Origin of the sequence: Streptomyces sp. NPDC060028 (assembly GCF_042736725.1) — a bacterium.
Taxonomy (GTDB): domain Bacteria; phylum Actinomycetota; class Actinomycetes; order Streptomycetales; family Streptomycetaceae; genus Streptomyces.
In genome coordinates, this window is sequence record NZ_JBHWVJ010000005.1 from 1 (window position 1) to 21,369 (window position 21,369).

The following is a 21,369-nucleotide window of genomic DNA, read 5'->3' on the forward strand; positions in this document are numbered from 1 at the left end:
GGACGTACTTGCGCGGTCCGACAACACGGCGAGGTGCCGTGCCGGGCGCCGCGACTCGGTGAACCTTTCCGGCCACAGCACTAGTGCGGCCACAGCACTAGAGGCGGGCCAGGAAGGCCGCGGCGGCGGCTCTGGTGGACTCCGGGGTCCAGGTGAGGCCCGGGGAGGTGACATCGACCTCCGTCATCGAAACCCCCGGCGGGCCGTCGGCGGACCACCGGCGGAAGAGGACCGTGCCCGTCTCCTCCGCCAGGCGGATGCCCGCGTCCGTGAGGCGGTCGGCCTCGTACGGGAGCCACACCTGGAACTGGTGCGTGTGCGGCACCTCCGGGTGGATGCGCCACCACGGCACCCCCGCCGCCGCGAACGCCTCCCGCAGGGCCTGCGCGACGACCCGCGCCTGCGCGACGTACGAGGGGAGCCGCGGCAGCTCCGCCTCCAGCCCGGCCAGCGCCGACAGCGCCGCGGGGAACTGGCGGAAGATCTGGCCGCCGTACCGGTGCCGCCAGACCCTCGCCTCCGCGACCAGCGACTCGGACCCCGCGAGCGCGGCCCCGCTCAGCCCGCCCAGGGACTTGTAGAACGAGACGTAGACCGAGTCGGCCAGCGCCGCGACCTCCGCCAGGGAGCGGCCGAAGTGCACCGTCGACTCCCACAGCCGGGCCCCGTCGAAGTGGACGATCGCGTCGCGTTCCCGCGCGGCGGCCACGAGCTCCTCCAGCTCCTCCCAGGCGGGCAGCAGGAAACCGGCGTCCCGCAGCGGAAGCTCCAGCATCAGCGTGCCGAAGGGCTCGGGAAGCTCCCGGACCTCCTGCGGCGTCGGCTGGCGCGGCTCGGTCGTCGGGTGGACGGTCCGCAGCCCGGAGACGACCGACAGCGCGCCCGCCTCCCACCGCTCCGGATGGCTCATCGGGTGCAGCGCGACCACCGGGTTGCCGGTCCGGCCCGCCCAGCAGCGCAGCGCGACCTGCTGGGCCATCGTCCCCGTCGGGAAGAACGCCGCGTCCTGCGTCCCCAGCAGCTCCGCGACCCGCCGCTCCAGGCGGGCGACGACCCCGTCGCCGTACAGGTCGGCCGGCTCGTCCGGATCCGGCGCCGTCAGCCCGGCGAGCAGTTCGCCGACCGTGTCCTCGCGCAGGCTGCCCGAAAGCCTCCGCTCGGCCGCCCGCCCCGCCGCCACCAGCCGCTTCGCACGCAGCTCGTCCAGATCCGTGTCGTCCGTCATGCCTCCGATCATCGCCGACCGGGCAGGACACCCAGGAGCTAGCATGGCGACGTATCGTCCGGTACCCCCCGCGGACTGGAACGGAAGGCCCACCCCGCGTGAACTCATCACAGCAGCCGCGCCCTGCCCGGCTCACCGTCGGCGTCGTCGGGGCCGGGCGGGTCGGCCCCGCGCTGGCCCGCGCCCTGCAGCAGACCGGGCACCGGCCCGTAGCCGTGTCCGGCGTCTCCGACGCGTCCCGGCGGCGTGCCGCCCGGATGCTGCCGGACGTGCCGGTCGTGACGCCCGCGCAGGTCCTGGAGTACGCCGACCTCGTGCTGCTCACCGTCCCCGACGACGCGCTGCCCTCGCTGGTCGAGGGCCTCGCCGAGACGGGCGCCGTGCGCCCCGGGCAGCTCATCGTCCACACCTCCGGCCGCTACGGCACCGCCGTGCTGGACCCCGCGCGCCGCGCGGGCGCCCTGCCGCTGGCCCTGCACCCGGCGATGACCTTCACCGGTACCGAGGTGGACGTGCAGCGCCTGGCCGGCTGTTCCTTCGGCGTGACCGCCCCCGACGAGCTGCGGCTCGCCGCCGAGGCGCTGGTCATCGAGATGGGCGGGGAGCCCGAGTGGATCGCGGAGGTCAACCGTCCGCTCTACCACGCGGCCCTCGCCCTCGGTGCGAACCACCTGGTCACCCTGGTCGCACAGGCCATGGAACTGCTCGCCAAGGCGGGCGTGGAACATCCCGACCGGATGCTCGGCCCGCTCCTCGGCGCGGCCCTCGACAACGCCCTGCGCTCGGGCGACGCCGCCCTGACCGGCCCGGTGGCCCGCGGCGACGCCGGTACGGTCGCCGCGCACATCTCGGAGCTGCGCAGGCACGCCCCGGCCACGGTCCCCGGGTACCTGGCGATGGCCCGCACCACGGCCGACCGGGCGCTGGCGCACGGGCTGCTCAAGCCGGAACTCGCCGAGGACCTGCTCGGTGTCCTCGCGGACCCGGACCCGGACACAGCCCCGGACACGGACACGGACCTGGACGGGGGGACCCGGTGACCGACCTGCTGCTGCACACCGCCGAGGAACTGCACCGGCTCCCGCGCACCGGCCGCCGGGCCGTGGTCATGACCATGGGCGCCCTGCACGACGGCCACGCCACCCTGATCCGCACGGCCCGCGACCAGGCCGGGCCCGAGGGGCAGGTCGTCGTCACCGTCTTCGTCAACCCCCTGCAGTTCGGGGCGAACGAGGACCTCGACCGCTACCCCCGCACCCTCGACGCCGACCTCGCGATCGCCCGGGAGGCGGGCGCCGACGCCGTGTTCGCCCCGGCCGTCGACGAGGTCTACCCCGGCGGCGACCCCCAGGTGCGGATCAGCGCCGGCCCGATGGGCGAGCGCCTCGAAGGCGCCACCCGCCCCGGCCACTTCGACGGCATGCTGACCGTCGTCGCGAAACTTCTCCACCTCACCCGCCCCGACCTGGCCCTCTTCGGCCAGAAGGACGCCCAGCAACTGGCGCTGATCCGGCGGATGGTGACCGACCTGAACTTCCCCGTCGAGGTGGTCGGCGTAACGACCGTCCGCGAGGAGGACGGGCTCGCGCTGTCCTCGCGCAACCGCTACCTCTCGCAGCTGGAGCGCCGCACGGCCCTGGCGCTCTCGCGGGCCCTGTTCGCCGGCCGCGACCGGCTGGCCGCGCAGGCCGCGCTGCGGGCGCGCGCCGAGGCGGCCCCGGCCAGCGACGAGCGGGCCAGCGCGCTGGCCAGGCTGGGCGAGATCCGGGCCTCCGCCGACGCGCACGCCGTCTCGGCGGCGGGCGCCGGACTGCCGGACGCCGTACGGGCCGCCGCGCGGCACGTCCTGGACGAGGCGGGCCGCTACGACCCGCCGCTCGCACTGGACTACCTCGCCCTGGTGGACCCGCAGGACTTCACCGACGCCGGGCCCGGTTTCACCGGCCGGGCGGTGCTGGCCGTCGCCGCGAAGGTGGGCACGACCCGGCTGATCGACAACATCCCATTGGAGTTCGGAGCGCACTCGTGAGCACCCCAGGCAGCGGCCCCGCCACCGGAAGCACCGGCATACGGCTGCACGCCCCCGCCCCCGGCTGGTCCCTCGACGCCGATGTCATCGTCGTCGGATCCGGCGTCGCCGGCCTGACCGCGGCCCTGCGCTGCGCCGCCGCGGGACGCCGCACGGTCGTGGTCACCAAGGCCCGGCTCGACGACGGCTCGACCCGCTGGGCCCAGGGCGGCATCGCCGCGGCCCTCGGCGACGGCGACACCCCCGAGCAGCACCTGGACGACACCCTGGTGGCGGGCGCGGGCCTGTGCGACGAGACGGCCGTGCGGCTCCTGGTCACCGAGGGTCCCGACGCGGTGCGCCGGCTGATGGCGGCCGGCGCGGTCTTCGACACCTCCGCCGAGACCGGCGAGATAGAGCTCACCCGCGAGGGCGGCCACCACCGCCGCCGGATCGCGCACGCGGGCGGCGACGCCACCGGCGCCGAGATCTCCCGGGCCCTGGTCGAAGCCGTGCAGGCGGCTGGCATCGAGACGGTCGAGAACGCGCTCGTACTGGACCTGCTCCAGGACGCGCACGGCCGTACCGCGGGCGTCACCCTGCACGTCATGGGCGAGGGCCAGCACGACGGCGTCGGCGCGGTCCACGCGCCCGCCGTGATCCTGGCGACCGGCGGCATGGGGCAGGTCTTCTCCGCCACCACCAACCCGTCGGTGTCCACCGGCGACGGCGTGGCGCTGGCGCTGCGCGCCGGGGCCGAGGTCTCCGACCTGGAGTTCGTGCAGTTCCACCCGACGGTGCTGTTCCTGGGCGCCGACGCCGAGGGGCAGCAGCCCCTGGTGTCGGAGGCCGTCCGGGGCGAAGGCGCGTACCTCGTCGACGCGGACGGCGTCCGCTTCATGGTCGGCCAGCACGAGCTCGCCGAGCTGGCCCCGCGCGACATCGTCGCCAAGGGCATCATGCGCCGCATGCAGGAACAGGGCGCGCAGCACATGTACCTCGACGCCCGCCACTTCGGCGCCGAGATGTGGGAGCAGCGCTTCCCGACCATCCTCGCCGCGTGCCGCTCGCACGGCATCGACCCGGTGACCGAGCCCATCCCCGTCGCGCCCGCCGCGCACTACGCGTCCGGCGGCGTACGGACCGACCTGCACGGCCGCACCACCGTGCCCGGCCTGTACGCCTGCGGCGAGGTCGCCTGCACCGGCGTGCACGGCGCGAACCGGCTCGCCTCCAACTCTCTGCTGGAGGGCCTGGTCTTCGCCGAACGCATCGCCGACGACATCGTGGCGCACGCCCCCGCCGGCAGCGGCCCCGGCATCCCGGTCCCGGCGACCGGCCCGCTCCAGCCCGGCGAGGCGCGGTACGAGATCCAGCGCATCATGACCGCCGGTGCGGGCGTGCTCCGCTCCGCCGAGTCGCTGCGCACGGCCGCCGAGGCGCTGGAGGCCCTGTACGCCACCGCGCTGAACAACCTCGAGGCGCACGGCAAGACCGCCGAACCCGGGGTCGACAGCTGGGAGGCCACGAACCTGCTGTGCGTGGCCCGGGTGCTGGTCGCCGCCGCCCAGCGGCGCGCGGAGACCCGCGGCTGCCACTGGCGCGAGGACCACCCCGACCGCGACGACGCCGCGTGGCGCCGCCACCTCGTCGTACGGCTGTCCGCCACCGAGAGGCGGGCGCTGGTCGTCATCCCCACCGACTCCGCGGACTTCCCTTCCGTACTCCACCCCCTCAGTCCCCTCAGTACCCACAGCCAGGAGCAGTGACCGTGAGCACCCCCGAACTCCCCCTGATCGACCAGAACGACGGCGGCTGCGGCGACGACTGCGCCTGCGGCGACGGCGAGGAGACCGGGCTCGACCCGGCGCTGGCCCAGCTGCTGGAGGACGCCGGCCTGGACCCCGTCGAGGTCGAGGACATCGCCCACATGGCGATCTCCGAGGACCTGGACGGCGGGGTCGACGTGACCACCGTCGCGACCGTCGCCGAGGACGCCGTAGCGACGGCCGACTTCACCGCGCGCGAGGCGGGCACGGTCGCCGGCCTGCGCGTCGCCGAAGCGGTCCTCTCGATCGTGTGCACCGACGCGTTCGAGGTCGAGCGGCACGCCGAGGACGGGGACCGCGTCGAGGCCGGCCAGGTGCTGCTGTCGGTCACGGCCCGCACCCGCGCCCTGCTCACCGGCGAGCGCAGCGCGCTGAACCTGCTGTGCCTGATGTCGGGCATCGCGACGGCGACCCGCAAGTGGGCCGACGAGCTGGAGGGCACCAAGGCCAAGGTCCGCGACACCCGCAAGACCACCCCCGGCCTGCGCTGCCTGGAGAAGTACGCGGTGCGCTGCGGCGGCGGCGTCAACCACCGGATGTCGCTGTCGGACGCGGCGCTGGTGAAGGACAACCACGTGATCGCGGCGGGCGGTGTCGCGGAGGCGTTCAAGGCCGTGCGCGAGCAGTTCCCCGACCTGCCCGTCGAGGTCGAGGTCGACACCCTCCAGCAGGTGCGGGAGGCCCTGACGGCGGGCGCGGACCTGATCCTGCTCGACAACTTCACCCCCATCGAGACCGAGGAGGCCGTGGCGCTGGTCCACGGCCGCGCGGTGCTGGAGTCCTCGGGCCGCCTGACCGTGGCGAACGCCCGCGCGTACGCCGAGACGGGCGTCGACTACCTCGCGGTCGGCGGCCTGACCCACTCCTCCCCGATCCTGGACATCGGCCTCGATCTGCGCGAGGCGGTGTAAGCCGTGCTCCTCACCATCGACGTGGGCAACACCCACACGGTCCTGGGCCTGTTCGACGGTGACGAGATCGTCGAGCACTGGCGCATCTCGACCGACCCGCGTCGCACGGCCGACGAGATGGCCGTGCTGATGCAGGGCCTGATGGGCATGCACCCGATGCTCGGCAGCGAGCTGGGCGACGGCATCCACGGCATCGCGATCTGTTCGACGGTGCCCTCGGTGCTGCACGAGCTGCGCGAGGTCACCCGCCGGTACTACGGGGACGTGCCGGCGGTCCTGGTGGAGCCGGGGATCAAGACGGGCGTCCCGATCCTGATGGACAACCCGAAGGAGGTCGGCGCGGACCGCATCATCAACGCGGTCGCGGCCGTCGACCTCTACGGCGGCCCGGCGATCGTCGTCGACTTCGGTACGGCGACCACCTTCGACGCGGTGTCCGCGAAGGGCGAGTACGTGGGCGGCGTGATCTCCCCCGGCATCGAGATCTCCATGGAGGCCCTCGGCGTACGGGGCGCCCAGCTCCGCAAGATCGAGCTGGCCCGCCCGCGCAACGTGATCGGCAAGTCCACGGTCGAGGCGATGCAGTCGGGCGTGGTCTACGGCTTCGCGGGCCAGGTCGACGGGATCGTCGCGCGCATGGCCAAGGAGCTCGCGGGCCCGAGCGGCGACCCGGACGACGTGCGCGTCATCGCCACCGGCGGCCTGGCCCCGATCGTCCTCGGCGAAGCCTCGGTGATCGACGACCACGAACCCTGGCTGACCCTGATCGGCCTGCGTCTGGTCTACGAGCGCAACGCGCCGAACTTCGAATAACCCCCCCCCGGCCTAGCAGGGGCGGTGCCGGCGGCCCGCCAGGCGCTGGAGGGCCGAGCGCCAGGGGTGGCGGGCCGGGCGGCCGTCCAGGACGGCGTGGAACTGTTCGTACGAGCGGGCCGCGCGCAGGACGGCCACGTCGTCGCGGCCCGGTGGCGGGGGCATCGGGGCACCCTGCTGGGACGCCCGGTACGTGTCGATGAGGTACTGCTCGATCGCGGTCATGTATCCACCCTGGACCCGCCCGGCGCGGGGCGCGCGACGATTGACGCTCCGCGTCAAACGACGTCCGTTGGGCCGTCCGGCCGGGCCCGCGCCGCCGCCGTCGGCGGGCCGCGACAGAATGGGGCGATGAGCGTCACCATCGACATCGCCGGACTCCCCGCCGAGCGGATCGCCTTCGCGCCCTCCCCGCTCGCGGAGCTCTGCATGACCCTGCACGCGCTCTCGCAGCCCGCGCACCACCCCGGGCTCGTCTCTTGGACCACCGCGACCACCGCCGGGCTCGACCCCTGCCTCGCGGACCGGCTGCTGGAAGCCGACTTCATGTGGCGGGGCTCCTTCGCCGACATCTTCATGCCCTTCGCCGGGCTCCCCGGCGGCACCGGCCTGCCCGCCGCGACCCTGGCCGGGGAGCTCGACGTACTCGACCGGCTGGACGACGACCGGTTCGTGATGGCCGCCCTGGAGCACTGCTGGCTCGCCCTGTACAACGAGGGCGGCGGGCCCTCCCCGCTGCACGACCCGCGCGCACGCGCCAAGGCGCTGGAGACGGCCGCCGCCCGCGGACCGCGGCAACTGGAGTTCTCCGTCCGGCTGCTGGACGACCCCGCCGGCGTCCGGGTGTGGCTGCGGCGGCTGCTGGAGGACTGCGACGAGGCGTTCTTCGCGCAGACGTGGAAGCGCATCGAGCCCCGCCAGAGCGCCGACGCCCGCCACAAGACCGAGGTGCTGCGCCGCAAGGGCCTTGCGACCGCGCTCAAGGAGGTCTCGGCGGCGCTGAGCGTCGACGAGAAGCACACCACGATCACCGCCGACAAAATGGTCAACGGCAACGCGACCGCCACCGATCCGCGAATAGGCGACGGCCTGGTTTTCGTGCCGACCAATTTCGGCTGGCCGCACCTGCTGGTGCTGCACGCACCCGGCTGGCGCCCCGTGGTCCACTATCCGCTCGACTCCCCCGAACTGGCCGCCGCGCCGGGCTCGGTGGAGCTGCTCCAGCGGCGGATGGAGGCCCTGGCCCACCCGATGCGGATGATGCTGTGCCGGAGCCTGGCGCGCGCCCCGTACACGACCAGCGAGCTGGCCGCCGTGTACGGGATCACCGCGCCGGAGGTCTCCCGCCACCTGGCGGTGCTGAAGAAGGCCGGCCTGCTGCACACGCGTCGTCAGGGCCGGTACGCCCAGCACCAGTTGGACCTGTCCGTGGTGGCCCGGATCGGGTCGGACTTCATCGAGGGCATCCTGCGCTAGCGCTGTGGCCGGATTCCGACGGCGCAGATGCTCCGATATAAGGAATTCATAAACCGGAATCGGCGAAAACTCTGGTCAGGGCGGCCATTTGCTGTCTAACGTGCGTCCACCGCTCCCCCCGCGTCACACGTACTGCTCACGCCTGTCCGTGCACTTTCGTGGAAGGACCTTCATGCCCTCACGTCGTATAGCCGCAGCAACCGCCGCCCTGGCGGCCGCGGCCCTCGTCTCCCCGCTGCTGCTCGCCGGACCGGCCGGAGCCACCGGCTCCCCGCAGAGCGACGCGGCCCGGGGCGACGCCCTGGCGAAGAAGCTGGTCAAGGAGGCGACCGGCAAGGGCGCCAACAACCACCTGAAGGTCCTGCAGGCCATCGCCGACTACAACAACGGCACCCGCGTGGCCGGCTCCAAGGGCCACGTGCAGTCCGCGCAGTACGTCGAGGCCGTGATGCGCGCCGCGGGCTACAAGGTCACGAAGAACGAGTTCGACTTCGTGTACGTCGAGACGGTCGCCGAGAAGCTCACGGTGAACGGGGCCGCCGGCCGCGACGTCCCGATCAAGCTGATGACGTACACCGCGAGCGGCCCGGCGGACGGCGTGAAGGCGCGGATCGCCGTCGCCCCCGTCGACGCGGACAACACGAACGGCTGCGAGCCCGGCGACTTCGCCGCGGGCGCCTTCACCGGCCGGATCGCCCTGATCAAGCGCGGCGGCTGCACCTTCGCGGTCAAGCAGGCCAACGCGGCGGCGGCGGGCGCGGTCGGCGCGATCATCTACAACAACACCGCGGGCGCCCTGAACGGCACCCTGGGCGAGCCGGACGCGGGCAAGGTCCCCACCGGCGGCCTCTCCCAGGAGGAGGGCGAGAAGCTCGCCGCCGAGGCCGCGGCCGGCCCGGTCGAGGTCACCCTGGACATCCGCGAGTTCCGCGAGAACCGCAAGACGTACAACGTCGTCGCGGAGACCCGCGGCGGCGACGAGAACAACACCGTCTTCCTCGGCGCGCACCTCGACTCGGTCTCGGCGGGCCCCGGCATCAACGACAACGGCTCCGGCTCGGCCGGCATCCTGCAGGTCGCGCAGCGGCTCGCGAGCAGCCAGACGAAGATCAAGAACAAGGTCAAGTTCGCCTGGTGGTCGGCGGAGGAGTTCGGTCTGCTCGGCTCCGAGGCGTACGTCGGCGGGCTGGCGCCGGAGCAGAAGAAGCAGATCAAGCTCTACCTGAACTTCGACATGATCGCCTCGCCGAACGCCGCGTACTTCGTCTACGACGGCGACGACTCCGACCACGTCGGCTCGGGCCCCGGCCCGGAGGGCTCGGCGCAGCTGGAGAAGGGCATCACCGACTTCCTCGACGCGCGGAACATCCCGCACGAGGGCTCGGACTTCACCGGCCGCTCGGACTACGGCCCGTTCATCGAGGCGGGGATCCCGTCCGGCGGTACGGACACGGGCGCGGAGGGCATCAAGACGCAGGCCCAGGCGACCAAGTTCGGCGGCCAGGCCGGGGTCGCCTACGACGTGAACTACCACGGCAAGGGCGACACGATCGCGAACATCGACCAGAAGGCGCTCGACATCAACGTCGACGTCATCGCGAACGCGGTGGGCCACTACGCGTACGACCTCGCTCCGCTGGCGCAGCCGGTCGTCCCGAAGCCGACGGACGGCTCCACGGGCGCCGGCGGCGGCCTCCGCGAGGGCCACGACCACGAGGCGAAGCAGTAGCGGAACCCCGATCGGACGGGCTGGGTTGCCCGCAGGGCAATTTCAGCCCGTCCGGCGTTTGAGGACCGGGGGTGGGCGGAGCCCGGTGGTTCCGGGCCAGGGGGCGACCCCGACCGGCTGCACCAGCCAGCCGAAGTCGCCCAGGCCGCCGCGGGCGGTCAGCTCGGCCGCCTCGCCGGCGGAGGCAAGGGCCCGGACGTACGCCGCCGGGTCCGTCGACGCCAGCGCCAGCGCCGGCCGCGCGCCCGACACGCCGAGCGCGGCCAGAGCCTCCCGCTGAGCGAGCAGCACCGCACCCGGCCCCGCACACGCGTCCAGCGCCACGTGCGCGGTCACATCAGAGCTCCCGTCCGGCACCGGCGCGACCTCCCGCCCCGCGCGAAAGCCCGTCAGCGTCCCGTACGGCGGCCGCGCCCCCCGCACGTGCGCGTAGTCCACCGCCACCGCGAGCCCCCGCTCGACGGTGGCGACGGCCCCCGCCCACGCCTCGTCCCGCGCCCGGCCGATCTCCACCCGGCCGGGGCCCGGCCACCACCGCTCCAGCCACGCCAGGTCGGCGCCGCGCACCGGCCCGCCCGCGCTCTCCGTGCCGTCGGGCGCCACCAGGACGTACCGCCCGTCCTCGGCGATCTCCAGGGGTACGTTGTCCAGCCACTCGTTCGCGAAGAGCAGCCCCCGCGTCCCCCCGGGCGCCTCGGCCACCCAGCGGATCCGCCCGTCCAGTCCGTCGGGCCGCCCCGCGCGTTCCACCCCGTACGCCCGCACCCGCGCGGCCACCTCCGCGGGCAGCGCCGCCAGTACCCCGGACAGCAGCTCCCCCCGCCCGGCCCCGACGTCGACCAGGTCCAGCTCCTGCGGGCGGCCGAGCTCGGCATCCACCCACAGCAGGAGGCGGGCCACCGCCCCCGCGTACAGCGGCGAGGCGTGCACCGAGGTCCGGAAGTGCCCGGCCGGGCCCGGCCCGCCAGGGCGTACGTAGAAACCGCCCGGCCCGTACAGCGCCTGCTCCATCGCGGTCAGCCACCGGACCGGAGGGCCCGCGGGAGCCGCCGGACCTACGCATTCACCCTGAGTGCTCATCGCTGAAAGGCTAAGCTCACGTCCACCTTGGGGAGTACACCCCCTCGGACCGGATCGCACCTGTGGTTGACTCCAGCACCTATCTCCGTTCCCTACTCTGGGTTACGTGCAACGCCTCTACGACTTCCTCCGCAGACACCCGACGGGCGTCGACAGCTTCTGGGCTGTCCTCCTGTTCGGGTTCTCGATGCTGAACGTCGCTGCGGAGTCCGGGCTCAGCACCAGGCTGAAGTTCGCTGCCGTCCCCGTGGTGATCGCGCTGAGCACCGCCGTGGCGCTGCGCCGCAAGTGGACGCAGGCGATGTTCTGGCTCACCCTCGGAGCGGGGGTCTACCAGCTGGCGCTGGGCATCGTCGCGGGGTTCTACGACGTCGCGATGTTCGTGATCCTCTTCACGGTCGCCGCCAGCGAGGTCCCGCGCTGGGTCTCCCGTACGGCCCTGGGCTGGGGGCTGATCGCCGCCCCGCTGTACTTCCTGCGGTACGGCGTGGACAAGGGCACCAACACCGTCGACAACGTCCTCTTCACCCTCTTCATGATCGTCCCCTTCGTCCTCGCCTGGGTGATGGGCGACTCCCTGCGGACCCGCCGGGCCTACTACGCCCAGCTCATCGAGCGGAACCAGCGCCTGGAGAAGGAGCGCGTGGCCCAGGCCAAGGTGGCCGTCGCCGCCGAGCGCGCCCGGATCGCCCGCGAGCTGCACGACGTCGTCGCGCACAACGTCTCGGTGATGGTGGTCCAGGCCGACGGCGCCGCGTACGTGATGGACGTGGCCCCGGAACAGGCCAAAGAGGCCCTGCAGACCATCTCCGGCACCGGGCGCCAGGCGCTGGCCGAGATGCGCCGCCTGCTGGGCGTCCTGCGCACCGGCGAACCGCAGGAGTCCGAGGACTACGTGCCTCAGCCGGACGTCGAGCAGATCGAGGTCCTGGTCGAGCAGGTACGGGCGGCCGGGCTCACGGTGGACTTCGAGGTCGAGGGCACCCCGCGCCGGCTGCCCAGCGGCGTGGAGCTGACGGCGTACCGGATCGTGCAGGAGGCCCTGACCAACACCCGCAAGCACGGCGGCCCCGCCGCCAAGGCGAGCGTCCGGCTGGTCTACTTCGACGACGGGCTCGGCCTGCTGGTCGAGGACGACGGCCGGGGCTCCCCGCACGAGATGTACGAGGACGGCGGCGCGGACGGCGCCGGACACGGGCTGATCGGCATGCGCGAACGCATCGGTATGGTCGGGGGAACCCTGGACGCGGGCCCACGCCCGGGCGGCGGCTTCCGGATCAGCGCTCTGCTCCCGCTCAAAAAGACGTAGTAGAAGACGCAGAAGACTCAGAAGAGGTAATTCATGTCCATCCGAGTGATGCTGGTCGACGATCAGGTCCTGCTGCGTACCGGCTTCCGGATGGTGCTCGCCGCACAGCCGGACATGGACGTCGTCGCCGAGGCCGGGGACGGTCTTGAGGCGCTGGAGGTGCTGCGGGCCACCAAGGTGGACGTGGTGCTGATGGACGTCCGCATGCCCAGGCTCGACGGGGTCGAGGCCACGCGCCGGATCTGCGAGCCGGAGGAACACCCCAAGGTCATCATCCTGACCACCTTCGACCTCGACGAGTACGCCTTCTCCGGGCTGAAGGCCGGTGCCAGCGGTTTCATGCTCAAGGACGTCCCGCCGGGCGAGCTGCTGGCGGCCATCCGGTCCGTGCACAGCGGCGACGCCGTGGTGGCTCCGTCCACGACCCGGCGCCTGCTGGACCGTTTCGCCCCGATGCTGCCGAGCACCACGCGGGAGCCGCAGAACAAGGACGTCGAGCGGCTGACCGAGCGCGAGCGCGAGGTCATGCTGCTGGTCGCCCAGGGCCTGTCGAACGGTGAGATCGCGGCCCGGCTGGTGCTGTCGGAGGCCACCGTCAAGACCCACGTGGGCCGGATCCTGACCAAGCTGAACCTGCGCGACCGGGTCCAGGTCGTGGTGCTCGCCTACGAGACGGGCCTGGTCCGCGCGGGCGGCAACCCCGGTGCGTGACGACGAACTGACGACGAACTGACACATCGCCGGGGGTTGCCCGTCGTGCTGTCGCTCGCCCCGGGCGGCGGCGGCACACCGGCTCAGGGGCGGGCGGGGGCGCCCTGCAGGAGGAGGTCGAGCACCGAGTCGATGTAGCCGGCCAGTTCGCCGTCGCTGCTGAGAGGGAGCACGCCGGGCAGCCGCGTCGCCAGCTCGTCGTGGCCGACGTACGCGGCGTAGCCGAGCATCGCGCGCTGGACCGCGACGGCCGGCGGGAAGCCGATCTCCCGGAAGAGCTCGATCGTGTAGTCGAGCCGTCGCTGCACCACCCGTCGCACCACCGGCGCCACCAGCTCGTGGTCGGCCGCCGCGAGCAGGTTCGCCGCCGCGGCGCCCCGTCCGGCGCCCCCGGTCACCCGCGTGAGCAGGGTCCGCAGCCGGGCCCTGGGGTCGGGCTCGGCGGCCAGCATCGTGATGGTGGCCTCGGTGAACCGGCTCTCCCACAGCGCGAGGGCCGCCTCGATGAGCGCGTCGCGGTTGGTGAAGTGCCAGTAGAAGCTGCCCTTGGTGGTGCCCAGCCGCGCAGCGAGCGGTTCCACGGCGACCGCGCCGAGCCCGCGCTCGCCGATCGCGTCGAGCGCTGCCGCCGCCCAGTCGTCCGCCGTAAGCCGTCGTCGCCCTTGATCCACGTCCATACGCTACCGTACGGTCATTCCATACGCCTCCGTATGGAGGCTGGGGCAAGGAGACGACGTGCAGAACTTCCAGCAGCGCATCATCGACGCGCCCGCCGCCGAGGTCGGCGCCCTCCTCGACCGGCTGGGCTCCCCGCAGGACCCGATCTGGCCCACCCCGGCCTGGTCCCCGCTGAGCCTCGACGCGGGTCTGACGGTCGGTTCGAGCGGCGGGCACGGCAGGATCCGCTACTCGGTCGCCGCTCACGAACCGGGCAGAAGGGTCCGGTTCGCCTTCGCTCCCGGGCTCGGCATGAGCGGGTACCACGAATTCCTGATCACCCCCGAGGGGCCGGCCCGCTGCCGGATCTCCCACACCGCCGCGGGACGCCTGGAGGGCAAGATGCTCCTGATGTGGCCCCTGGTGATCCGCTGGCTACACGAAGCCCTGCTCCAGGACGCCTTCGACAACATCCAGCGCGAGGCCACGAACCACCTGCCCCACCCGGCCCGCTGGTCGGCCCGGGTCCGCCTGCTGCGCCTCGTCTTCGGCCGCCGGACCCGTGGGCCAGCGGAAGCCGGCCGACCTTCGAGGTCCCGGCGCCAGTAGGAATCCGTCAGGTCATCCAGCGGTCCGGGCGGGCCGACGCCCGGGAGGTACGGGAGCGGCCCGCCTGGGCGTGCAGGAGCACGGCGGCTTCGGCCGAGGGGCGCAGCCGGGCCGTGACCGTGCCGTTGGCGCCGGTGTCCACGTGTACGTCGGCGACGCCGCGGGCGCGCTCCCAGGGGCCCTGGCCCAGACGGACGCTCTGCACCTTGGCGTGCGGGACGATCTCCGTACGCTGGCACAGGCGCCCGTGGCGGGCCGCGAACACGTCCGGGGAGACGGCCAGGCCGTACCCCTTCCACCACACCGGGACCACCCACCGCGCCCCCGCCCGCGGGGACGGGGTGAACTCCAGCCCGGCGAGGTCCACCCCCGGCAGGACCCGGGCGACCACCGCGTGCGCCGCCGCCCGGGAGGCCACCGGGACCAGGACGTCGTTCTTCGAGCCGGCCACCGCCAGCTCCACCCGGACCCAGCCGCGCCGCCGCCACAGCAGCGGCTCCACGATCCGTACGCTCTGCACGCGCCCGGGCGGCACCGTCTCGTGGGCCCGGTCCAGGAGTCCGTGGTCGAGCCGGAGCCCGTCGGGGGACTCGGCGACCGTCCAGTCGTACTCCGCGAGGAAGCGGCCGACGGTGCCCGTCCAGACCGCGCCGAGCACCGGCAGGAGGGTGACGAGGGCGGCCCAGGGGTTGGAGCTGACCCACCACACCGCCACCGGGGCGGCGAGCGCGCCCAGTACCGCCGCCCAGACGCCGATGCTGAGCAGGAGCGAGACCACGAGGTCCCGGGGGCGCACGCGCAGCAGCTCCCGCTCGGGGGCCTCGCCCAGCGCGGCCGCCTCCGCCGGGGCGAAGCCGGCCGCCCGCGCGAGGAGTTCGGCGCGCAGCGCGACCGCGTCCTTCTCGCTCAGGAAGGCCAGCTCGTCCTTGTCCTCGGTGCCGATCACGTCGAGCCGGAGCTTGGCGACCCCGGCGACGCGGGCCAGCAGCGGCCGGGTGACGTCCACCGCCTGGATCCGGTCGACCCGGATGTGCGCGGTGCGGCGGAAGAGCAGACCGCTGCGGATGCGCAGCTCGGTGTCGGTGACGGCGTAGTGCGTGAACCACCAGCTGAGGAATCCGTACGCGCCGAAGACCAGGATCAGCGCGGCGACCCCCAGCACCCGCAGGACGGCGGAGAGGTCCACTATCCAGCGGGTCACGTTCTCGCCCTGCTGGGCGATCACGCCGACGGTCGCGGCGATCGGCACCCAGGCGCGGCGCAGCGGGGTGAGGGGGTGCAGCCGCCGCTCGCCGTCGCGGACAGGCCCCTGGCTCACCGGCCCCTGGCTCACAGCCCCGCCGACCTTGCCTCGCCGAGCTCGGTCAGCCGGTCGCGCAGCCGCTCCGCCTCGGCGGGCACCAGCCCGGGGATCCGGGCGTCCGTGGCCGCGGCCGCCGTGTGCAGTTGTACGGAGGCCAGCCCGAAGCGCCGCTCCAGCGGGCCCGAGGTCACCTCGACCAGCTGCATCCGGCCGTACGGGACCACGGTCTCCTCCCGCCACAGCACGCCCCGGCTGATCAGCAGGTCGTCGGCACGCTCGGCGTACCGCCAGGACCGCCAGTTCCGGCCGAGCAGCACCCAGCACCAGACCGCGACGGCGAGCCAGCAGGCCCCCACGGCGGCCCACGCGGGCCCGACGAGCAGCCCCGGCAGGACGGCGGTCACCACCGTGAGCAGGCCCGTCCAGACCACGAGCAGCAGCCGCCGCATGGTGAGCAGCCCACCCGGCAGCCCCACCCACTCGGGCCCGCCCGTCTCACTGTTCGTCCCGGTTTCCATGCCCCCAGACTAGGGCTGCGACAATGCCCGCATGACGGAGACCACGGTCGGCATCGGCGGCGCGGCGGAGAGCACCGACATGGTGCTCAACATCGGCCCGCAGCACCCTTCCACGCACGGCGTCCTGCGCCTGCGCCTCGTCCTGGACGGCGAGCGGATCGTCAGCGCCGAGCCGGTCGTCGGCTATATGCACCGCGGCGCCGAGAAACTTTTCGAGGCCCGCGACTACCGGCAGATCGTGATGCTCGCGAACCGCCACGACTGGCTGTCCGCGTTCTCCAACGAACTCGGCGTGGTCATGGCCGTCGAGCGGATGCTCGGCATGGAGGTGCCGGAGCGGGCCGTGTGGATGCGGACCCTGCTCGCCGAGCTGAACCGGGTGCTGAACCACCTGATGTTCCTGGGCTCGTACCCGCTCGAACTGGGTGGGATCACCCCGATCTTCCACGCGTTCCGCGAGCGCGAGGAGCTCCAGGCCGTCCTGGAGGAGATCTCCGGCGGCCGCATGCACTACATGTTCAACCGCGTCGGCGGCCTCAAGGAGGACCTCCCGGCCGGCTGGCTCGGCCGGGCCCGCGCCGCCATCGCCGACGTCCGCACCCGCATGGACGTCTACGACAAGCTGGTCCGCGGCAACGAGATCTTCCGCGGCCGCACCCGCGGGGTGGGCGTCCTGTCCGCCGAGGCGGTGCACGCGTACGGGGTCTCCGGCCCCATCGCCCGCGCCTCCGGCGTCGACTTCGACCTGCGCCGCGACGAGCCGTACCTCGCCTACGGCGAACTCCAGGACGTCCTCCAGGTCGTCACGCGCACCGAGGGCGACTGCCTGGCCCGCTTCGAGGTCCTGCTGGACCAGACCCACAACGCCCTCGACCTGGCCGTGGCCTGCCTGGACCGGATGGCCGAGCTTCCGCCCGGGCCGATCAACCAGCGCCTGCCCAAGGTGCTGAAGGCGCCCGAGGGCGAGACGTACGCCTGGACCGAGAACCCCCTCGGGATCAACGGCTACTACCTGGTCTCCAAGGGAGAGAAGACCCCGTACCGGCTCAAGCTGCGCTCGGCCTCGTACAACAACATCCAGGCCCTGTCGGTCCTGCTGCCGGGCCAGCTCGTCGCCGACATGGTGGCGATCCTGGGCTCGCTGTTCTTCGTGGTCGGAGACATCGACAAGTGATCTCCGCGCCCCTCGCCGGCTATCTGCGGCGGCTCGGGTTCGCCGAACCGCCGCGCCCCACCGCCGAGGCGCTCTTCGCGCTCCAGCGGGCCCACCTCGAACGCATCCCGTACGAGAACCTCGACATCCAGCTCGGCCGGCCGCCCGGCATCGACCCCGAGCTGTCCGTGCGCCGCATCGCCGCCGGGCGCGGCGGGTACTGCCTGCACCTCAACGGCGCCTTCTCGGTGCTCCTGCGCGCCCTCGGCTACGACGTGACCCGGCACTTCGCCGCCGTGCACCTCGCGGCGGAGCGGGAGCGGCGCGACGCGACGGGCGACCACCTCGCGCTGACCGTACGGGTGGACGGCGCGGCGTACATGGTCGACACCGGGCTCGGCGACGGGCCGCACGAGCCGCTGCCGCTGCGCGCGGGCACCTACCGGCAGGGCGCCTTCACGTACCGGCTGGAGGAGCTGGGCGGTCCGGTGGCCGGCTGGCGGTACGTGAACGACGCCGGGTCCGCACCGGTGATGAACTTCCACGCGGGGCCCGCCGACATGGCCGAGTTCGAGGCCGAGCACCTGCGGATGTCCACCTCCGCGGAGTCCGGTTTCGTACGGACCCTCGCGCTGCTGCGGCGCGACGAGCGGGGTGTCGACGCGCTGCGGGGGCGGGTGTTGAGCCGGCTCGACCCGGTACGGGGCACCAGTGAGCGGGAGTTGGAGTCGCCAGGGGAGTTCTTCCGCGTCATCGAGGCCGTTTTCGGGCGCCGGCTCGACGATCTCACCGCGGCGGACCGGGGTGCGCTGTGGGCCCGGGTGGGGCGGGCGCACGAGGCGTGGCTGGCCGGCAAGGCGGGCAGGGGCGCCGGCGGGGCGGACACGGGTGGCGGCAGGGCAGACTTGGGGGCATGTCCCACTCCCCCCGCCGGGCCTGCCCCGCATGCGGCCGCGACTGCGCCGTGACCGCCGGCCGCATCGCCCGCCACGACCCCCCGGCCGGGCGCTCCCGCGGCGACCTGGTGTCCTGCCCCGGCTCGCGGGCCCGGGTGGTGCTCGGCGCGTCGGCGCCCGTACTGGACGGCTTCGTACTGCCGCAGCACCCGGGGCAGCTACCGCTGTTCTAGTGCTGTGGCCGGTACGGGGGCGTCACCTGCACGCGGGGGCTAGGAGATCGCGGTGCGGAGCTGGGCCACGTCGATCGGTTCCGTCTCGTCGTGGGCCGTCAGGTCGATGACCTGGCCCACCGCACGGTGTTCGGCGGTGGCCTGCTTGAACTCCGGTTCCGCGGCGCCCGGGGCGGATTCGGCCTTGTGGACCGCGAGGACCTCGGCGCCGACCACGTCGGCCAGGTCCTCGTTCTGGACCGACTCGATGACCGCACGGGCCTGCTCCGCGGTCTTGGTGCCGAAGAAGTCGAAGCCGCCCTCGACGCGGGACGCCGGCCGGCGCTGCGGGGAGTACGGGGCCACCGTGGCCGCCAGCCGGCGCGCGGGGACCGCGGCGGCCGGGCCACCGCCGCCCGGCGCGGGCCGGGAGTGCGCCTCCAGGGCCAGGGCCGCCGGAGCCGCCGACAGGGCGGCCGGTCCCGCCGGAGCCGGGGCGGCCGCCTCGGCCTTGCGGGCCAGCGCCGTCAGGGCGGCGTGGGCGCGGGCGTAGCCGACCGCGGTGGGCGCACCGGCGGAGGTGCGCTCTTCGGAGACGGGCGGAAGTTCCTTGGGCGCGGCGGCCGCCGGGGCCGCCGCGGCCTCGATGGCCAGCAGTCGGCGCCGTTCCAGGGCGCTCGCGCGCTCGGTCTCGGCGGTGGCGTACCGGCGCAGCAGGGCCGCGTGCTCGCCGCGCAGGCCCGCGAGTTCGACGCGCTTGGCCCGCAGCTTGGCGTCGAGCTTGCCGCGCAGCACCCGTGCCTCTTCGAGGTCGGACTCGAGCTCGGCTATTCGCTCCTCGGTCCGCCATTCGTCCTTGACCCGCTCGCGCGCGAGCTCCGCCACCCGGCGGCCGGCCGAGCGGTCCCAGGAGCGCATGACGACGGCGCCGGCGATCCCGGCGGCCGCGGTCAGGGCCACGAGCAGGCGCAGCGCCATCGGTTCCGCGAGCAGCCAGGCCGCGCCGGCGCTGGTGACGGACACACCGGCAACGGTCGTCGGCGTGAGCAGCCGGTGCAGGGGTTCGGGATTGCGGTGGCGTCCACGGGGCATGGCCTGAAATTTACAGGGCGTGGGCCGGGAGTGGGGTAGCCGTCCGGCAATTCGTTCCCGAGCAGTTACCCCACAATTCTCCATCAACCCCGCAACGGCTACTTCTTGAGCAGGCCCTTGGACTCCAGGTAGGCCTTCGCGACATCCGCGGGCTTCGCGCGCTCCGCGGCCACCTTGCGGTTCAGCTCGACCAGGTCCGCGGTGCTGAGCACCTTGGTGAGCTTGTCGAGCGCGGCCGCGATCTCCGGGGCGCCCGCGTCCTTGGCGTTGACCACCGGCAGGACGTTGTCGGCGTTCTGGAGCTTCTTGTCGTCCTCCAGCAGCACCAGGCCGTAGCTGTCGAGGGCGGCGTCCGTGGTCGTGGTCAGCACCAGCTGGTCGACGCCGTCCTTGACCGCCTGCTTGGCCTGCGGGGTGCCGACGCCCTTCGGGTCGATACCGGAAATGTCGATTCCGTATGTCTTCTTCAACCCGGGGGCGCAGAAGGGGCGGACGGCGCATTCGTCGGCCGCCGCGATCTTCACCTTGAGACCGGACTTACCCAGGTCGGAAAGGGTCTTGAGGTTGTTCTTCTGCGCGAATTCCCTGCTCACCGCGAAGGCGTTCTGGTCGATCGCCTCACCGGCCGGGAGCGCCTTCAGGCCCAGCGGACCGGCCAGCTTCTCCAGGGCCGCCACCGTCGCCGCCACGTCGCTCGACGCGACCGGCTTCTCGGTGGGCGCCTTCGAGCCGTTCACCTTGGCATTGAGGAACTCCGCGAGCGTGGCCGCGTACTCCGGGACCACGTCGATCTCGCCCTTCTCCAGGGACGGCTCGTACAGCTCACGGTTGCTGACCGTGGTGATCGAGGTGGTGTAGCCCGCACCCTTCAGGACCTGCGCGTACAGCTCGGCGAGCACGTCCGACTCGGTGAACCCGGCCGCGCCGATCACCAGCTTGCCGCCCTTGCCGCCCTCCGCGGAACCGGACGCGGGCGCCGGGGCGCCGCCGTCCTTGCTCTTCTCCAGGCTGTCGCCGCCGCACGCGGCGAGCGAGACGGTCAGGGCCACCGCGCACAGGGCAACGCCGAGGACGCGCGTGGACTTGCTCATGTTTGTGCTCCTTCAGGCTGAAGAGAAGAGGAGGTAAGAGGAGAGGGGACGGGGAAGAGGACGACCGGACGACCCGACGTCAGCGGGCCGCCGGCCGGAGGAACAGCCGGTCCGCCGCGATCAGCGCGCCCTCCACCAGCAGGGCCAGCGCCGCCACCAGCAGGGCGCCCGCGACGACCTGCGCGGTGTTGTACGTGTTGAAGCCGGCCGTGATGATCCGGCCGAGGCCGCCCTGCCCGACCATCGCGGCGATCGTGGCGGTGGCGATGACCTGGACGGCCCCCGAGCGCAGCCCCGTCATCACCAGGCCGCGCGCGAGCGGCAGTTCCACCCGCCAGAACAGCTGACCGCCCGACATCCCCATGCCCCGGGCGGCCTCCACCACGGAGCGGTCCACCTCGCGCATCCCGACGTAGGCGTTGGTCAGCAGCGGCGGGATGGCGAAGAGCACGAGGGCGGAGATGGTCGGCACGTACCCCGCGTTGCGCAACGGCGAGACCATGAACAGTGCCAGCACCGCGAACACCGGGACGGCCCGGCCGATGTTGGAGACGTTGACGGCGAGGGCCCCGCCCTTGCCGAGGTGGCCGAGCCACAGGCCGACGGGCAGCGCCACCGCGCAGGCGATGGCCAGGGCGATCCCGCTGACGTACACGTGCTCGCCGAGCCGGTGCCAGACGCCGCTCTCGCCGGACCAGTTGGCGCCGTTCGCCAGCCAGTCCCAGGCCCCTCCCACGACACCCATCC

At 73.2% G+C, this 21,369-nt stretch carries 22 protein-coding genes; 13 read left to right on the forward strand and 9 right to left on the reverse strand.

Annotated features, from left to right (window positions below; translation table 11 throughout):
* Positions 1–97 precede the first annotated feature (97 nt).
* On the reverse strand, positions 98–1,225 hold the full coding sequence (locus ACFWBF_RS04050; protein WP_385594783.1) for a threonine aldolase family protein: 1,128 nt from the start codon (positions 1,223–1,225) through the stop codon (positions 98–100).
* A 98-nt stretch (positions 1,226–1,323) separates the two neighbouring features.
* On the opposite strand from ACFWBF_RS04050, the gene ACFWBF_RS04055 reads away from it, so the two are divergent.
* The 5 genes from ACFWBF_RS04055 to ACFWBF_RS04075 are packed head-to-tail and all read left to right on the forward strand — an operon-like array spanning position 1,324 to position 6,786.
* Positions 1,324–2,265: a Rossmann-like and DUF2520 domain-containing protein gene (locus ACFWBF_RS04055; RefSeq protein ID WP_385594786.1), complete on the forward strand. Its 942-nt coding sequence runs from the start codon at positions 1,324–1,326 to the stop codon at positions 2,263–2,265.
* Positions 2,262–3,254 carry a pantoate--beta-alanine ligase gene (gene panC / locus ACFWBF_RS04060; RefSeq protein WP_385594789.1) on the forward strand — a complete coding sequence of 331 codons (993 nt, stop codon included), beginning with the start codon at positions 2,262–2,264 and terminating at the stop codon, positions 3,252–3,254. Before ACFWBF_RS04055 ends, panC begins: the two co-directional genes overlap by 4 nt.
* On the forward strand, positions 3,251–5,002 hold the full coding sequence (locus ACFWBF_RS04065) for an L-aspartate oxidase (protein ID WP_385594792.1): 1,752 nt from the start codon (positions 3,251–3,253) through the stop codon (positions 5,000–5,002). Before panC ends, ACFWBF_RS04065 begins: the two co-directional genes overlap by 4 nt.
* A 2-nt stretch (positions 5,003–5,004) precedes the next feature.
* Positions 5,005–5,973: a carboxylating nicotinate-nucleotide diphosphorylase gene (nadC, locus tag ACFWBF_RS04070; protein ID WP_385594795.1), complete on the forward strand. Its 969-nt coding sequence runs from the start codon at positions 5,005–5,007 to the stop codon at positions 5,971–5,973.
* Between the two features lie 3 nt (positions 5,974–5,976).
* Positions 5,977–6,786, forward strand: a complete 810-nt coding sequence (locus ACFWBF_RS04075) for a type III pantothenate kinase (protein WP_385594797.1) — start codon at positions 5,977–5,979, stop codon at positions 6,784–6,786.
* A gap of 12 nt (positions 6,787–6,798) precedes the next feature.
* On the opposite strand, the gene ACFWBF_RS04080 is transcribed toward ACFWBF_RS04075, so the two are convergent.
* A complete protein-coding gene (locus tag ACFWBF_RS04080; RefSeq protein ID WP_385594800.1) occupies positions 6,799–7,011 on the reverse strand; it encodes a hypothetical protein in 213 nt (70 codons plus the stop codon).
* Between the two features lie 126 nt (positions 7,012–7,137).
* On the opposite strand from ACFWBF_RS04080, the gene ACFWBF_RS04085 reads away from it, so the two are divergent.
* On the forward strand, positions 7,138–8,262 hold the full coding sequence (locus tag ACFWBF_RS04085; protein ID WP_385594803.1) for a DUF5937 family protein: 1,125 nt from the start codon (positions 7,138–7,140) through the stop codon (positions 8,260–8,262).
* A 172-nt stretch (positions 8,263–8,434) separates the two neighbouring features.
* The gene (locus ACFWBF_RS04090) at positions 8,435–9,991 is read left to right on the forward strand and encodes a M28 family metallopeptidase (protein ID WP_385594806.1); all 1,557 of its coding nucleotides are present in this window, start codon (positions 8,435–8,437) and stop codon (positions 9,989–9,991) included.
* 42 nt (positions 9,992–10,033) lie between these two features.
* On the opposite strand, the gene ACFWBF_RS04095 is transcribed toward ACFWBF_RS04090, so the two are convergent.
* Positions 10,034–11,071, reverse strand: a complete 1,038-nt coding sequence (locus tag ACFWBF_RS04095; protein ID WP_385594809.1) for an SAM-dependent methyltransferase — start codon at positions 11,069–11,071, stop codon at positions 10,034–10,036.
* A gap of 106 nt (positions 11,072–11,177) precedes the next feature.
* Between ACFWBF_RS04095 and ACFWBF_RS04100 the strand changes: the two genes are divergently transcribed.
* Positions 11,178–12,380 carry a sensor histidine kinase gene (locus tag ACFWBF_RS04100; RefSeq protein WP_385594812.1) on the forward strand — a complete coding sequence of 401 codons (1,203 nt, stop codon included), beginning with the start codon at positions 11,178–11,180 and terminating at the stop codon, positions 12,378–12,380.
* Positions 12,381–12,413: 33 nt separating this feature from the next.
* The gene (locus ACFWBF_RS04105; RefSeq protein WP_385594815.1) at positions 12,414–13,091 is read left to right on the forward strand and encodes a response regulator; all 678 of its coding nucleotides are present in this window, start codon (positions 12,414–12,416) and stop codon (positions 13,089–13,091) included.
* A gap of 83 nt (positions 13,092–13,174) precedes the next feature.
* On the opposite strand, the gene ACFWBF_RS04110 is transcribed toward ACFWBF_RS04105, so the two are convergent.
* On the reverse strand, positions 13,175–13,762 hold the full coding sequence (locus ACFWBF_RS04110) for a TetR/AcrR family transcriptional regulator (RefSeq protein WP_385594818.1): 588 nt from the start codon (positions 13,760–13,762) through the stop codon (positions 13,175–13,177).
* 64 nt (positions 13,763–13,826) lie between these two features.
* Between ACFWBF_RS04110 and ACFWBF_RS04115 the strand changes: the two genes are divergently transcribed.
* The gene (locus ACFWBF_RS04115; RefSeq protein ID WP_385594822.1) at positions 13,827–14,357 is read left to right on the forward strand and encodes an SRPBCC family protein; all 531 of its coding nucleotides are present in this window, start codon (positions 13,827–13,829) and stop codon (positions 14,355–14,357) included.
* 7 nt (positions 14,358–14,364) lie between these two features.
* On the opposite strand, the gene ACFWBF_RS04120 is transcribed toward ACFWBF_RS04115, so the two are convergent.
* A complete protein-coding gene (locus ACFWBF_RS04120; protein WP_385594827.1) occupies positions 14,365–15,675 on the reverse strand; it encodes a PH domain-containing protein in 1,311 nt (436 codons plus the stop codon).
* Between the two features lie 11 nt (positions 15,676–15,686).
* The gene (locus ACFWBF_RS04125) at positions 15,687–16,178 is read right to left on the reverse strand and encodes a PH domain-containing protein (protein WP_385594830.1); all 492 of its coding nucleotides are present in this window, start codon (positions 16,176–16,178) and stop codon (positions 15,687–15,689) included.
* A gap of 31 nt (positions 16,179–16,209) precedes the next feature.
* Between ACFWBF_RS04125 and ACFWBF_RS04130 the strand changes: the two genes are divergently transcribed.
* The 3 genes from ACFWBF_RS04130 to ACFWBF_RS04140 are packed head-to-tail and all read left to right on the forward strand — an operon-like array spanning position 16,210 to position 18,460.
* Positions 16,210–17,352, forward strand: coding sequence for an NADH-quinone oxidoreductase subunit D (locus tag ACFWBF_RS04130; protein WP_385594832.1), 1,143 nt, complete (start codon positions 16,210–16,212; stop codon positions 17,350–17,352).
* Positions 17,349–18,299, forward strand: a complete 951-nt coding sequence (locus ACFWBF_RS04135) for an arylamine N-acetyltransferase (protein WP_385594835.1) — start codon at positions 17,349–17,351, stop codon at positions 18,297–18,299. The genes ACFWBF_RS04130 and ACFWBF_RS04135 overlap by 4 nt, the downstream gene beginning before the upstream one ends.
* Entirely contained in the window at positions 18,296–18,460 is a 165-nt protein-coding gene (locus tag ACFWBF_RS04140; RefSeq protein ID WP_385594838.1) for a hypothetical protein, read from the forward strand. Before ACFWBF_RS04135 ends, ACFWBF_RS04140 begins: the two co-directional genes overlap by 4 nt.
* A 39-nt stretch (positions 18,461–18,499) precedes the next feature.
* Here ACFWBF_RS04140 and ACFWBF_RS04145 read toward each other — a convergent pair whose 3' ends face one another.
* From ACFWBF_RS04145 to ACFWBF_RS04155, 3 genes are all read right to left on the reverse strand, one after another.
* On the reverse strand, positions 18,500–19,531 hold the full coding sequence (locus ACFWBF_RS04145; protein WP_385594842.1) for a hypothetical protein: 1,032 nt from the start codon (positions 19,529–19,531) through the stop codon (positions 18,500–18,502).
* Positions 19,532–19,629: 98 nt separating this feature from the next.
* Positions 19,630–20,622 carry a glycine betaine ABC transporter substrate-binding protein gene (locus tag ACFWBF_RS04150; RefSeq protein WP_385594846.1) on the reverse strand — a complete coding sequence of 331 codons (993 nt, stop codon included), beginning with the start codon at positions 20,620–20,622 and terminating at the stop codon, positions 19,630–19,632.
* A gap of 79 nt (positions 20,623–20,701) precedes the next feature.
* Positions 20,702–21,367 (reverse strand): ABC transporter permease, encoded by a 666-nt coding sequence (locus ACFWBF_RS04155; protein ID WP_385594849.1) that lies wholly within the window; start codon positions 21,365–21,367, stop codon positions 20,702–20,704.
* Positions 21,368–21,369 lie beyond the last annotated feature (2 nt).

Excerpts from the sequence above, each read along its gene's own strand:
- ACFWBF_RS04050 (WP_385594783.1), bottom strand. The coding sequence starts at position 1,225 with ATGACGGACGACACGGATCTGGACGAGCTGCGTGCGAAGCGGCTGGTG.
- ACFWBF_RS04080 (WP_385594800.1), bottom strand. The coding sequence starts at position 7,011 with ATGACCGCGATCGAGCAGTACCTCATCGACACGTACCGGGCGTCCCAG.
- ACFWBF_RS04085 (WP_385594803.1), top strand. The coding sequence starts at position 7,138 with ATGAGCGTCACCATCGACATCGCCGGACTCCCCGCCGAGCGGATCGCC.
- ACFWBF_RS04090 (WP_385594806.1), top strand. The coding sequence starts at position 8,435 with ATGCCCTCACGTCGTATAGCCGCAGCAACCGCCGCCCTGGCGGCCGCG.
- ACFWBF_RS04095 (WP_385594809.1), bottom strand. The coding sequence starts at position 11,071 with ATGAGCACTCAGGGTGAATGCGTAGGTCCGGCGGCTCCCGCGGGCCCT.
- ACFWBF_RS04105 (WP_385594815.1), top strand. The coding sequence starts at position 12,414 with ATGTCCATCCGAGTGATGCTGGTCGACGATCAGGTCCTGCTGCGTACC.
- ACFWBF_RS04125 (WP_385594830.1), bottom strand. The coding sequence starts at position 16,178 with ATGGAAACCGGGACGAACAGTGAGACGGGCGGGCCCGAGTGGGTGGGG.
- ACFWBF_RS04130 (WP_385594832.1), top strand. The coding sequence starts at position 16,210 with ATGACGGAGACCACGGTCGGCATCGGCGGCGCGGCGGAGAGCACCGAC.
- ACFWBF_RS04145 (WP_385594842.1), bottom strand. The coding sequence starts at position 19,531 with ATGCCCCGTGGACGCCACCGCAATCCCGAACCCCTGCACCGGCTGCTC.
- ACFWBF_RS04150 (WP_385594846.1), bottom strand. The coding sequence starts at position 20,622 with ATGAGCAAGTCCACGCGCGTCCTCGGCGTTGCCCTGTGCGCGGTGGCC.
- ACFWBF_RS04155 (WP_385594849.1), bottom strand. The coding sequence starts at position 21,367 with ATGGGTGTCGTGGGAGGGGCCTGGGACTGGCTGGCGAACGGCGCCAAC.